At 30.6% G+C, this 14,072-nt stretch carries 12 protein-coding genes; 2 read left to right on the top strand and 10 right to left on the bottom strand.

Annotated features, from left to right (window positions below):
• Positions 1-94: 94 nt before the first annotated feature.
• The 7 genes from msrA to B6K90_RS05130 all read right to left on the bottom strand — a co-directional run bounded on the left by msrA (position 95) and on the right by B6K90_RS05130 (position 10,151).
• Entirely contained in the window at positions 95-613 is a 519-nt protein-coding gene (gene msrA / locus B6K90_RS05160) for a peptide-methionine (S)-S-oxide reductase MsrA (RefSeq protein WP_088011930.1), read from the bottom strand.
• 243 nt (positions 614-856) lie between these two features.
• Positions 857-2,569 carry an FTR1 family iron permease gene (locus tag B6K90_RS05155; RefSeq protein ID WP_088011674.1) on the bottom strand — a complete coding sequence of 571 codons (1,713 nt, stop codon included), beginning with the start codon at positions 2,567-2,569 and terminating at the stop codon, positions 857-859.
• Between the two features lie 9 nt (positions 2,570-2,578).
• Positions 2,579-3,829: an iron uptake transporter deferrochelatase/peroxidase subunit gene (gene efeB / locus B6K90_RS05150; protein ID WP_088011673.1), complete on the bottom strand. Its 1,251-nt coding sequence runs from the start codon at positions 3,827-3,829 to the stop codon at positions 2,579-2,581.
• A gap of 1 nt (position 3,830) precedes the next feature.
• Positions 3,831-4,679: an iron uptake system protein EfeO gene (efeO, locus tag B6K90_RS05145; protein WP_088011672.1), complete on the bottom strand. Its 849-nt coding sequence runs from the start codon at positions 4,677-4,679 to the stop codon at positions 3,831-3,833.
• A 631-nt stretch (positions 4,680-5,310) separates the two neighbouring features.
• The gene (locus B6K90_RS05140) at positions 5,311-6,618 is read right to left on the bottom strand and encodes a D-arabinono-1,4-lactone oxidase (RefSeq protein WP_088011671.1); all 1,308 of its coding nucleotides are present in this window, start codon (positions 6,616-6,618) and stop codon (positions 5,311-5,313) included.
• Positions 6,606-7,781, bottom strand: coding sequence for an amino acid deaminase/aldolase (locus tag B6K90_RS05135; RefSeq protein ID WP_088011670.1), 1,176 nt, complete (start codon positions 7,779-7,781; stop codon positions 6,606-6,608). The genes B6K90_RS05140 and B6K90_RS05135 overlap by 13 nt, the downstream gene beginning before the upstream one ends.
• 96 nt (positions 7,782-7,877) lie before the next feature.
• Positions 7,878-10,151, bottom strand: coding sequence for an AAA domain-containing protein (locus B6K90_RS05130; RefSeq protein ID WP_088011669.1), 2,274 nt, complete (start codon positions 10,149-10,151; stop codon positions 7,878-7,880).
• A gap of 531 nt (positions 10,152-10,682) precedes the next feature.
• Between B6K90_RS05130 and B6K90_RS23600 the strand changes: the two genes are divergently transcribed.
• Positions 10,683-10,856, top strand: a complete 174-nt coding sequence (locus B6K90_RS23600; protein ID WP_167555281.1) for a hypothetical protein — start codon at positions 10,683-10,685, stop codon at positions 10,854-10,856.
• Positions 10,857-11,189: 333 nt separating this feature from the next.
• Positions 11,190-11,843: a DUF1062 domain-containing protein gene (locus B6K90_RS05120; protein ID WP_088011667.1), complete on the top strand. Its 654-nt coding sequence runs from the start codon at positions 11,190-11,192 to the stop codon at positions 11,841-11,843.
• A 291-nt stretch (positions 11,844-12,134) separates the two neighbouring features.
• Here B6K90_RS05120 and B6K90_RS05115 read toward each other — a convergent pair whose 3' ends face one another.
• From B6K90_RS05115 to B6K90_RS05105, 3 genes are all read right to left on the bottom strand, one after another.
• A complete protein-coding gene (locus tag B6K90_RS05115) occupies positions 12,135-12,695 on the bottom strand; it encodes a GNAT family N-acetyltransferase (protein WP_088011666.1) in 561 nt (186 codons plus the stop codon).
• 208 nt (positions 12,696-12,903) lie between these two features.
• Positions 12,904-13,398, bottom strand: coding sequence for a hypothetical protein (locus tag B6K90_RS05110; RefSeq protein WP_088011665.1), 495 nt, complete (start codon positions 13,396-13,398; stop codon positions 12,904-12,906).
• A gap of 96 nt (positions 13,399-13,494) precedes the next feature.
• On the bottom strand, positions 13,495-14,019 hold the full coding sequence (locus tag B6K90_RS05105) for a hypothetical protein (RefSeq protein ID WP_088011664.1): 525 nt from the start codon (positions 14,017-14,019) through the stop codon (positions 13,495-13,497).
• Between the last annotated feature and the right edge of the window lie 53 nt (positions 14,020-14,072).

Below are 14,072 nucleotides of genomic sequence, written 5' to 3'. Positions count from 1 at the left end.
CAGAAATTAGGAATGAAGTTTTTAGAATAGATAAATATTCCTATACTTCCTTAAAAATAATAGAAGCTCAATGGAGCTTCTATTGTTTTTAAGCCTACTTTTTCCAATTTGACTCAATAAATTCGTCTCTGCCAGACATCGCTCTGTCTTCTTTATAATGTTTTGGATTTTTTTTATGATAGTCTTGGTGATATTCTTCAGCCTCATAAAAAGCAGATGCTTTTAAAATTTCGGTTACAATCGGTTTCTTAAAGATATTACTCTCAATTAATTTTTCTTTTGATTCCATTGCTTCCTTAAGCTGTGAATCATTATGAACAAAGATTGCAGCTCGGTATTGTGAACCTCTATCTTGGAATTGACCGTCCGGATCTGTTGGATCAATTTGCGGCCAAAATAATTCTAATAGTTTTTTGTATGAGAATAATTCATCATCATAAGTAATTTGAACTACTTCATAATGACCTGTAGTCCCTTTTTTAACCTCTTCATATGTAGGATTTTCTAACTCTCCACCCATATAACCTGAAACAATACCATGTATACCAGGTAAATCCTCAAACGGTGTTACCATACACCAAAAACAACCACCTGCAAATGTAGCTTTTTGAATCATTTTAAATCCTCCTTACATTACCTAGTTTACATAATATCATTATGTAAAACCCGTATATTTCTTTAATCTTATCTTATCTCTTTTAAAAGAATTTTTAAATATTTCAGCTCATAATTTACCAATTTTTTATAAAATCAATTATTTTAATTTGATTGGACTATTATTACGCTGAATAGAAGATAAAAAACAGACATTAATTGTCTATATTAATGACAATTATGTCTGTTTTCTTAAATCATATTAAGCAGCAATTGATTTATTATTGTTTTTGATTCTCATTCCAACGAACAACCAAATTACAAATAGTAATAAAACTAATTGTGGAATGATACTTTCAAGAGAAGGATAGATCCCTAATTTAGGTATAGTTGGAAAAATCGTACTCATATGGTCAGGTAAATAGCCAATTCCTTGTAATGCATGGATACTTTGACCAATGAATTTAAACGTCAAGTAATAAATACATAAACTTGCGATTGTAAAAAACGGCTTTAACGGAATAAATTTACTACCTTTTAAGATGAAGATTCCAATTATTACAAGTATAATGATTCCACCTGCAAAACCAGTAATCAATTCTTTCATTGTAATTGATGAACTCATACCGATATAAAATACTACAGTTTCGGCACCTTCTCTAAATACTGCAAAAAATGAAAGTAAACTTAATGAAAGTATCCCTCCACCTGCAATAGCCTCTTTTGCTTTCTCTTTCATCTTACTACCATATTCTTGTTGACGAGATTGTTTATGCAACCATAACCCAACAGTTAACATGAAAACGACAGCAATAAGACCTGAGATTCCTTCAATTAATTGATTACTAATTCCAGCTGAGATTTTTGATAATAAGAACTGGAATAATAGACCTGCTACTAAACTAGCTAGGATACCAAAAGCACCACCAACGAAAATCCACTTACGTGCTGATTCTTGTTTGCCTTTTGACACTAATGCTAGTAAAGCAGAAATAATAATTAAAGCCTCTAAACCTTCACGAAATACAATTGTCCCGGCATCAAACATCGTATAAGATGTTTTCTTCGTAGCTAAGTTTAAATTGTTTTGAATTTCTTTTAATGTTTTCATAGTTGTTGCTGATTTAGGCTTTTCTGTTAACTGAGTTAATGCAATAGATGTATCATTTTCAATTTTCTTATATAATTCCATTGAATTTGATTGCACCATTACTTCAACATAAGGCCAATCTTCTATAAATTCATTAAATGTAGTTCGTGCTTTCTCTGTATCATTTGATTCTACATAATTGATTGTTTGATTTAGTAGTTTAATTGCTTTCTCAATACTTACTTCTTTTGATGAGTCACTACTTGGATTATTCAATACATTAATTAATTTAGTAAACGAATCGTTTACTTTATTAATTGAAGGATTTTCAGTAAACAAAGTTGACCTAGAAGTAATCATATTTGCTTCGATTGAACCATAAAAACCACTGTTTGCTTTTCTTATATCATTTTCTATTTTAGACCATTCAATTTCAAAAAGCTTATACTCTGATTGTGCTTTTGCCCAATTCGATTCATTTGATAAAGTTTTAACATTATTTAAATGAGCTACTAGTTTAGTAAGATTAATTTGAGAAAGATCTTTTTTATCATTCGTATTTTCTATCCACTTTTCAGTTTCAAAAGCAATCGAGCGAAGATCATCTTTTACTGTTGCAAGTTCATTTTGATCAATATCTTTAATCGCTTGGTCAACAAGTTTATTTAATTTCGAAGTTTTTTTCTCATTTTTAATTAAATCTTTAATCGCTAATAAATCTGTTTTCACTTTATCTTTTTCACCATTTTTAACTTCTGTTAATGAGTTACCAATATGTGAAAGTACTTGTTCCTGTGTATCAGTTTCAGCAAATGCTTTATGGAACGGACTAATCATTAAACTAAAAAATAGTAAGCTAGTTATTAAAAGTATATTTTTTTTCATACAATTCACCTAGAGTAATCCTTCACCAATATAGCTTCCATTCTTAACTCCTGGGAAGCATGCAAATACTGCACTACCATTATGTTCAATGTACTCGTTCAATAAATCCATCTTCGCTAATTTGTCTTGCAAAGGAATAAATTGTTTTTCTAAGTCTCTTTGGAAACTAACAAATAGTAAGCCTGCATCTAATTTTCCAGTTTGAATATCAAGTCCGTCAGTGTATGAATAAGATCTTCTTAAAATTTTAATTTTTCCTTTTCCTCTTGCTAAGGCAACATGTGAATCTGCAGGAATCATTAATTTCCCATTATCATCAGTTTTCTTTAAATCTAATTTAGCAAACTCATCTTTTTCACCAATTGGTGCACCAGTAGCTCTGTGACGTCCAAATGTTTGTTCTTGATCTTGTAATGAACTACGATCCCATTCCTCAACACGTATACGAATACGTCTTGCAACTAGATAAGAACCACCTGTTAGCCAAGCTGGACCATCGCCGTTCTGTACCCAAATATGTGTATTCATTTCTTTTTCATCTTTTGTATCTGGATTTCCAGTACCGTCTTTAAAGCCCATTAAGTTCCTAGGAGTACTACCAGATGGATCCGCTCCAGATGAACGTTGGAAGCCGTGCTGCATCCATTTTAAACTAACAGTTCCACGTCCAATACGAATCAAGTTTCTTACGCCGTGAAAAGCAACTTGTTGATCGTTTGCACAAACTTGAACTACGATATCTCCACCGTTCCATTCCTCTCTTAAGTCATCTCCAGGGAAATGAGGTAGATCTTTTAACCCCGATGGTTTACTTGATTGAATTGACAATCGATCAAAAAATGTTGGACCAACTCCAAATGTAAATGTAAGCTTCATTGGTTGAAGACCTGTTGCTTCGCCAGTATCAACTGGTGGAGATGAAGGAAAGTCAGAATCACCTAGTTCCTTTCCTTCACTCATTAAAGCTGCTGCTTCAGTCCATTTTTTAAACATTGTTTTGACATCTGCTTTTGAAGTAGTTTCTAGTTTAAATGACGCCAAATACATAAAATCTTGAGCAGGAGTTGTAATACCTTGTTGTTTTTCACCATAGAACGGAAGAATTTCTCTTGCATCCGCTTTAGCTGGGGAAAAGAAGTTAGTTACCTTTTCAGTAGCTGCTTCAATTCCAGTTGCACCTATAAGTATGCCGGCTCCACCAACTCCAATAAGTTTTAATGCATCTCTTCTAGAAACTTTATTCGTTTCTAATTTTTTCATATTATTTAACCCCTAATGTTGACCCAACTTGTGAAATCGGTTCTGCTAATGCATCTACTTGTTGAGCTAATTTTTTCACTTCATCTTCTTTTAACTGTTTGTAATCAACGTACTGATCACCTTTTTTATACGTATTTAAAGTTGTCATTAATTCATTGAATCTAGTTTCAATTGTAGATGCTAAATCAGCATCTTTAGCTTTTAATTTATCTGATAATAATCGAACGATTTTATCTGAACCTTCTACGTTTGCTGCAAAATCAGCTAAATCAGTATGAGAATATCGTTCTTCTTCACCTGTAACTTTTGAAGATGAAACTTCATTTAATAATTCTACAGGACCTGTTACAAATAAGACTGGATCAATTTCAGCTGTTTCTACTTTTGCTCTTAAGTAGTTAGCATCTTTCATAAGTTGTTCTGTATATTTTTCAAGACCTTTTGTTGTATTTTGAACCCATAGAACTTGCTCAATTTTATGGAAACCAGTCCACTCATTAGCAGGTACATCGCCTTCACGTGCATCGATTTTTGGATCTAGATCACCGAATGATTCTGCTACTGGTTCAATTCTTTCGTAATATGAGCGACTAATTGGATATAAACGTTTTGCTTCTGCCATGTTTCCAGCATTAATTGCATCAACAAACTTCTGTGTATTTGATACAAACTCTTCCGTTTGAGATACAACAAAATCTCTATAATTATTAATCTCTGAATCTAAATTTATTTTTGCTTCTACTTTTGATTCTTTTTTTACGTTACTAGCTTCTTCACTTTTTTGTGCGCAACCTGCCATCATTAAACTTGTAGCTAGAGAAATTGCGATCATTGTTGTTGGCTTCTTCATGAAAATACCCCCGAAAAATCTTAATTAAATTTATGTACGTTTATTGATAACTATTTTCAGTAATAATCATAATACAATTGATAAATATTTTCAATTAGAATTTCATAAAAAAAATGACTGAAGATTTTTCAGTCATTTTTTTACTGTTAAATTAAGAATTTATCAATTAATTTTTAGATACCATTGATAAGTATGTTGTATGATCTTGATTTCCATTGGGCGAGACCTGAGCCTCCTCGGCTTTCGCCTGTGGGGTCTTTAGCCTTCCCGCAAATCCCATAGGAGTCGAGCACCCTTTCGTTTCAATCACTTCTTTATAAAACGAATATTCTTAAATAGAATAGAACAGTCATTTGAAAAATTGATCGACTTACACATCTTTACAAATATTGATCCTCAAAAAGAGATATTTGTAATTATAATGACCTAAATTCATTTAATGTTTATATTTTTCAATATTGACTACAATATATTTCAACCCTACGCAAAAGGAACTTATCAAGTGGAACAAGTTTTTCATTTAAGTTCAATAAATGTTCGTACTAATTTATATTAACTCATATATAATTAAGATATTAATGACTGAAACTTTTAAATCATTTAACAGCAAGACTTATAACCCCAAATTTAATTAGTCAATCTTAAATAATTTCGCTAAATAAGCATTCACAAAAATATTTTTATTATCTAATTGACTTCGAATAGTAAGAAAGTTAGATAATGATGGATACGAGTGATTTAGTTTTTCTATATTCATTGAATGCATTTTTCCCCAATGTGGTCTACCGTTATAACTTTGAAGAATTTCTTCTATTCTATTAAAATACTCTTGATGAGGCATTCCTTTATACATATGGATTGCGATATACGCTGAGTCTCGCATAGAGGCAGGGCTTATTAAAAAATTATCAGATTTTACGAATCTACATTCGATTGGGAAATGGACGTTAAACCGTTTATTTTTAATCTCTTCTTGTATTTCTAAGGTCGCATCATTCATATATTGTGCTGGAATACTGTATTCCATTTCGTTAAACTTCACATTTCGAGTTGTTGAAAATAATTCATGACTCGGTCCGACCATCTTTGAATTCGGAACACTGCTACCACTTATTTTACTAACTTGAGAACTACTTTTTGGAAAGTTTCTACTAAATTCACTTAACAACCAGAATGCTTTATTTTCAATGGTTGCAACCTTCCATTTCTCAAATTTAAATGAATGTTTCTTCGTTCTAGTTTCATTCATTACTTTTACTTGAACATTTTCTGAATAAGGAAATATGTAAAACTCAAAATGTTCATTTTCTTTTTTCAAATTTGGTAGATTACTATAAACTTCATCAATCATTAATTTTTTACTCTCATAACGGTACGTTTTAGCAGGCTTTATTCTAATTTTAAATTTAACAACGATGCCTAGTAAACCTAACGATACGCCTATTGCCCTATAAATATCTGTATTTTTTGTTTTAGAACAATTTAATAAATCACCTGATGGTAATACTACTGTCATTTCTTCAATTTGAGTAGATAAAATTCCGTGATCAATTCCTGTGCCGTGTGTACCCGTTAAAAATGCTCCTGCAATCGATTGAACATTAATATCACCTAAATTTTCTTGTGAATAACCAGATTCGTATAATTCCTTTCCTAATTGCGCAAGCTTAGTTCCAGCCCAAACTTCGGCAATTTGTTCCTCTTTGTTGATTGAAATAACGCCATTTAAATTGTCTAGTGACATTAAATAGTAATTTGTTGAAATTAGTGGAGTAAATGAGTGACTTGAACCTACTACTCTTATTTTCATATTTTCCGAGTTAGCTTTTTTAACTATGTTAACTATTTCTTCAATCGATGATGGATATTTTACTTGTTTAGGATTAAATTTTACATTTCCAGACCAGTTTTTCCATAACATACTTTTCATAGGAAGCACCCCCTATCTCCTCTGTATGTTGTGAACCGGTCGATGATCTTATTTTTACTTACAACATATAAATGAGAAAAACGCTCAGCAATTTCCCCGGACTTACTTGGTCTAAATAAAATTGCATCGCCTATTTTTAAATCTTCATGTCCTGAATAATAAACTGGGGTTTGAACTTCACCAGCACCTTCTAGTGGCAAAAGTGTACAATGATCTGGGGAATATGGAGTTGGTAATTTTTCTTTACCTACAGCACCTGAGGCGATAAACCCTCCACTTGTGCATGTAAAAATATTATCCGCTGGTTTTCGAATGATTGGTAAAGCAAAGCCAATTGCTGGCTGATATTGAAAACTTCTGTATTCATCAAATAATGTTGGAGCATAAAATCCTGAGCCTACTGTTACTTCAGTAACCACTTTTTCCTTTGTCGTAGAGTGAAGACTTCCAGTACCCCCTCCATTTACAAATTCAAGGTGGTATCCATCTTTTTCAATATGTTTTACAATTTCTCTTCTTTTTTTCGCTATTTCACCTAATGATTTCTTCTTTAAAAATTGGATTATTTTATTTTTCATAAACCTATTTTTTGCATCATCACCAACCCCTGCAATTTGTGCCTCATATCCCATAATTCCTTCCAAGCGCACATTCAAAGATTGCAATATATGTGTTAGTAGCGGTACTAAATCTCTAGTTTCTTTAATTGGTGACCTCCTTACTCCAAAATGAAATCCTAAATATGAAGTACTCATATCTACGTCGATACAAAGTGGAATAACAATCTCATTTTTCACTGCAATCTTTTCAATAATACTGATCTGTTCTGTCTCATCCACCATACAAATGATTTTTTTTCCTTTTTTTATTTGTTGTGCAATTTTATTTATTCCTATTACATCAACTGTTGGATAACCAATTAATAAATTATCAAAACCATTTTCAGCAAGAAAATCTGCTTCATGGGGGTTATAACACATTAGCCCCTCATAACAATCATTTCTCTCTAAAATATATTTTAAAACTTGTACACTACGAATTGATTTTGTAGCAATTCGTATTTTCTTACCGTTTGATTTAGTTGCAATAGTATCTACATTTTGAACAAAAGCATCCCAATCCAAAAAAGCACATGGCATAGACAATTTAGAAAATACCGATCGATCGACCATTTATTCACCTATCCCGTAGCATTTTATTTTAATTTTATGCGGAAAATTATTTAATAAGAATAAAAAAAATTACATAGAATACGCTCTATGTAACTTTTAATAATCAATAAAACCTCTTAATATTTGACATGTTAAAGGACAATTCAATCTCGCAGAGTTATTTGATTGGTTTAAACTTACTTTTGACAAAGAAATTCCATACCATAAAACTTCATTATCAATCATTATAAAGGGTTGAACTTGATCTTTTTTAATAAAAGTTCTATTTTTTTGATTTTCAAAATGAGCTTCACTTATAAACTGAATAGGAATCTCAACTTCATTTATAAGTTTCCGAATTTCCAATGACATTTCAGATAAATTTGGCATTGAGACAATTATTTTTTTATTAGCATTTTTTATATCGTTTACTAATTCATTTTTTAGGTCGATTGAATCATTTAAAAACAGTCTTAACCTCTTTGATATATTCTTTGAAAAAACTTTTTCAAAATCTTCTTTACTCACCTTGTATTCATTTTCCATTTGGTAATGAATTAACTTATTAATCGTCTTTTTTGAATTTGTTTTACTTTTAATAAATGGAATATCTGCAATATGAATAAATTTACCTCTAGCTCTAGTCAAAGCAACATTAATTAATCTTTCACTGTTTTGATCTGTAAGCAGTAATCCAGGAGAATATTGTGGTTTCGTATCGACTGAATCAAAAATGATAACGTCGCACTCGGCTCCTTGAAATCGGTGAACTGTTGCGATTTGTATTGGTAATTCTCTATATTTTGTTTTGCCGATCATCTCTTTATGGAGAGCCTTAAGTAACTTTGCCTGTGCTCTATATGGCGTAACAACTCCAATTGACTTGACCCCATCTAAGATACTTGTAAGAATACATTGAATTGCAATAATCGCAGACCCTAAATTATATCTAGAATTTGTATTTGAATCTTTTAGAGCATAGGTTTTTAGAAATTGAGAATTTATTAAACTATTTGCTTTCATTGGAAATGGTCTATGTTTTGAGATTTCCTGCCTTTTTTTGACGGATGGATGATCAAACACTAACGAATGATAGATCTCACTATTCGTAAATCCAGATATGGCCGGATGCATTCTCCTTTGCTGATTCAATAAAACTAAATTAATTAATGGTTCACCATTTTCTATTTTTTGAACAATCCCTGTATGATGAAATAAATCTTCTTGTAGCCACTTTTTTACATATTCATTATGAAAACATGATGCAATTGGGGGTAATTGTTTAAAATCTCCGCAGACAACAATTCGTTTCCCTAATGTTGAAGCAAATGCAATTTGTGGTGTATATGCCATACTAATTTCATCCACAATAACTAAATCAAACTGGCGTAGATAAATTAAAGGGTCAATTGAACATTTGGATAATGTAGTTCCGATCACTTTTGCTTGATCAATCAATTCTTTTTCTTTTTCACGGATTTCCCCTCGAATTTTATTTAATTTAGTTTGAATTTTACTTAAATCATCTAATTCTTTTTTCGAGGCTGCCCCTCTTCTAGCTTTCCTTAGCATTGAATGCTTTCTTTCATCTAAATTTTCCAACTCATCTTGATTTATACTTCCATTTATCTCAACAAGCTTTGATGAAAGGACATCTTCGTGTTGTAATAACACTTCATCTTTTGTATAACCATAGCGGACAATTTCTCCACTTTTCCATTTATCTTTCTGCTCTAATTCATGAATAACATTTTTCATTAAAACATCTACTGCTGCATTAGAATGAGCAATTACTAGAACTGACTTATTTTTTTCGTAATGTTTTAAAATAATATTTGTTAAGTTATAAGATTTCCCAGTTCCTGGTGGCCCCCATATATATGTAGTCGCATTATAAAACGAACGATAAATTAGCTCCTGCTTTGTTGAACTTTTTTTCTTCATTTTACTTAAATGTTTAGCAGTAGCATCAGCATTCATTAGTTTCATAATTCTTTTTTGTTTACTTCGATAATCTTTTATTTCCTCAAGTCTTTCAATTAATTGATCGAGTAACTCCCAAGGTTCATTAAAAAGTTCAGCATATGGAATTGTTGAAGTAATACTTTCATTAATTTTAATTTCAACTTGAGAGCCTTTAAAGGACAATAATTCACCTTGATACTCTTGATTATCTATTTTTATTCTTACCGGCGTTCCTTCTGGGACAAAAATTTCTGCATAAATCGTAAACAAGATAACTGTACTTTGTCCAATATGATATAGTGGAGTTCCCTTTGAAAGAGTATAACTTCTCCCACCGTGAAATTTTAAATAATTTCGTTCCGCCTCAATTGCTGTTTGCCATTCTGTAATTAACTCATTTACGTCATTTAATGTATTTACAATCATTTATTTCACCTTATTAATTTTCAAATTGATCTTTAGAGATTTCTCTTTAGACATCTTTTTATATTTTGAGTTAGTGAGTTCCCCTAAGTCTCGGACACCCTTTTAACGAACTAAAGAAAGTTTAAACTTTAATAGTAATTTACTAATCATACACTAGTTCATACAGTTTATTAAAATATAATTATTTGAAATTTTGCGCTTTTTGTTTTCAAACAAGTAAATAAATTGCAAAATAATTGAACAAGGGATTTTAGTAATTTATGCCGAATAATATCAAATAAAATATAGTATTATCCTTCATTTAAAACGAATATTAAGTGAGGTAAAAAGTAAATGAACATGATACTATCTCTCAAAAATAAAAAAAAGCTGACTCTTATAATGCTAATATCTTTAATGCAAATTATATTGTCATTCGTTGTATTTCCTTTAAAATTTACTTCGAATTTAAATTTTCTATATTACTTTTATTGTATAATGGCAGGTATTTCATGTTACAACGCTTTTCAAAGAAAGTGGTACAGTACCTTAATGGTCGCTATTATTAGTAGTGTTGTCGGCGTTATCTTAAGAGTAATTGTAGAGTGGAATGAAGTAACGATAACGGAAAATTTGAGTGTAGCCAATTTTGTATCAACAGTTGGAATGACAACGATCGGGATGTTAGTTGTTTATCTAATAACGTTTTTTCTTAGGAAAGAATAACTTCATTCTTATGCAACTAACTAATGCGTTAGTTCTACAAAAATGTTTATCTTCCTTACAATTTGACGATTTCTAAAAAAGATTCTTCTGTTCGAAGAATCTTTTTTTGTTATTAATATTACAATTTATTAATGGGATATTGTTGGTAAAATACGGTTTTTGAGGGAAATTATGGTATTATAGAGTTATTCTTAAAAGAAAGTGAGGTATCGTCCAATGAATTTTTCATTTGTTAATTTATAAATTTATCAAAGGGGTGAGACCGATGATAAGATAACACTTTCACGCAAATAACTTTTCGAATGTTCAATAACATTTTTCGAGGTGAAAGTGATGAGTTTTAAGCACCAATACTCTATGAATGAAAATAATATAATTACTTGGTCTATACAGCCGAAGAGCACACCATTGGTTCTAAGGAATTGTACTAAATGCGGTAAAAAAAAGGAATTTTATTGTAGTGAACTTTTTAGAATGAATGCGAACAAACAAAAAATAGATGTATGGTTAATTTATAAATGTAATCAATGTGATTCAACATGGAACGTAACTATCTTTTCTCGTATTAACCCAGTAGATCTAGATAAAAGCTTATTTGAAAACATGTCGAAAAATGATAAAGAGACTGCATGGAAATATGCCTTCGATATGGACACTATTAGGAGAAATCAAGCGGAAGCAATTTTTAATATTGATTATATCGCAATAGGTGAAAACATTGATTTTTATAAAAAACTGCCGCAAGAAATATTTATTATAATTGAGTCACAATATAGCTTTAATCTTCGACTAGACAAGTTACTTAAAAATAAATTAAACGTTTCAAGAAAAAAGCTTTGGGAGATGATTGAAAATGGGTTTATATTCACAAATCCCGAAGTTAATATAAGAAAGCATAAAATAAAAGATAAACATATTAAAATTACTATTACTTACGATGCATTAAAAATGATTAACCCAGCTTTCGCATTTGAAAGCCACCATTAACCATCTCTTTCTTTGATTGTGGGGAGACTTAATCATTATGGATTTTCTCTAATTTTCTTGAAATTGCTTATTCGGCAAAATGGAGCTTTAATGAAAATAACAAAAGCCTAATTTCTCACTTATAATAACGAGAAATTAGGCTTTTTTATATTTGAATTACCTTAACGTTGTAAATCCGCATTTTCGTGCTTGTATCTAAGGATTAAACAGATCAACTATTTTTACTTAATAGTTTCTAATCGAACTAAGGTATGCTTTGCTTTAGTTGCAGAAGTAAAGATAATTTATAGATTAATTTATCTTTGCATAAATACAAGTGTCAGTTAATTTTTTACCATCAGCTGAGAAATCTTCATTACGTAAAATCCCTTCAAGCTCAAATCCTAATTTTTCGGGGATCGTACGACTTTTCGTATTACTAGATTCACATCGTATTTCAATTCGTTTACTATTCAATACCTGAATTGCAAAATCGGTTAATCTTTGAATTGCTTCTGTCATAAAACCCTTACCACTAAAACGAGTATCAATCCAGTATCCTATTTCAAATTTAGGTATATCCCAATTAATTTTGTGTAAACTGCACGTACCAATAAACTCATCTGTTTCTTTACTGAATATAAAATAACGAAAACTTTCACGATTTAAAAACTGAATATGCGCGCGTCGCACAAGTATTTCTGTTTCATTAATATCAGGCATATTTTGAAATAAAGCTAACCAAAGTTTAAGTTCATTAAGTGATGCTTTTATTGAAGCTTGAACTGTTTCACCATCGCCAGCCATCGGAATTCTTAAGTACAATCTCTTTGTATCGATCCTAGTTGGAATTTCTAATAATAATGGATTCATTGGTTTTTTCTCCTATACTATTTATTAAAATTCACATTTCTGTAACTTAAATATTATTTTCATGATATCGATAATTTTTTGTTATTTCACAATAATTTTATCTTTTCATTAACCCTTAGGATAGCATAATAAAACGACCGCCAAAGCAGCCCTTTATGCTTTTCAATTAACGCATTATGTTAATAGAATAAGAGAAACACAAATTTACCTAGAATTTTTCTTGCATTAATTCTTCTATGATATTTATTTTCACAAAATCCTTATTATTTTTTTTTGTCCTTCTATAACCATCTATTGAAGATTTTTTATAAACTATAAGGTACTCTTCTATGCTCAGAGTTTTATATTTAATCCCATTAACATTTATTATATTAAGATTTTTAAATTCTACTTCTGCAAATTGATAAAGATCTTCTTCATGTGAAAAAGCGATATTAAATTCATATTTTTTAAATTCATGCTCATTTAAATCAACAAGTTTATATCCTAACGATTCAACTGTTAATTGCAAACTTCTCCATTTTTCCCTTAAAAATTCAAGTGGTAATAAAATATCTATATCCTGAGGGAAAAATTCTAATCCACTAATTTTTTGAAGTCCTAACGAGCCGTATAAAACAGGTACGATACTAAGTTCGATATTTAATATGTGGGAAATTCTTAAAAACTCATTGAATAGTTGTTCACTATTAGATTTCTCCATGTTTATCCCCTACCTAATACTTCTGTTTTTAGGAGCTGATCGCGTTCGATCAACTCCTAAATTGTTGTACAACTAAAGTACTGCGTTCGTTGAACATCAACGTTTAACAATAACCTTACCTTTTTTATCTAAAATTTCATATCGAAACTCTTTAATATTCACAAGAGATTTTTCATTCGGTAACTTCTTAATGACGATATTATTTTCTTGTATATTAACCTTTGATTGATATAACACTCGGTGAGTTTCGCCCTCCAAGATGAAATTCACATGGTCTGCATTCGGATAGTTTGCTACATAACCCCAGAATACTTTACTAGTTTTGTGTCCTACTCTACTCACTGTTAAAAATTCGTATTTAATTGTAGAATGCATGTTTACACCAAATTCTCCATCTGAATTATACTCATAACCTTTCTTTGTTTTTGTAAAAGTATTTAAACTTAGCATTTCATTACCTGAACCGTTTTTGCTTGAAAAAATAACAATTCGATCTCGATCATCTTGAAATAATACATTAACGTTTCCACGACCCGATATTTCAATTGCATTTAGAAGCGTCGATGACGAGCAACTTTCAAAAAAAACTAACATAATAGTGATAAAAATTAGTTTTCTCATAAATTATCTCCCTAAGCGGATAAAACGAATTGATTCTATAAATATCTGCAAAT

It is taken from the genome of Gottfriedia acidiceleris (assembly GCF_002128425.1).
Lineage (GTDB): Bacteria > Bacillota > Bacilli > Bacillales > Bacillaceae_G > Gottfriedia > Gottfriedia acidiceleris.
The sequence above is the reverse complement of the archived record's forward strand: the minus strand, read 5'-3'. Positions and strand labels throughout refer to the sequence as shown.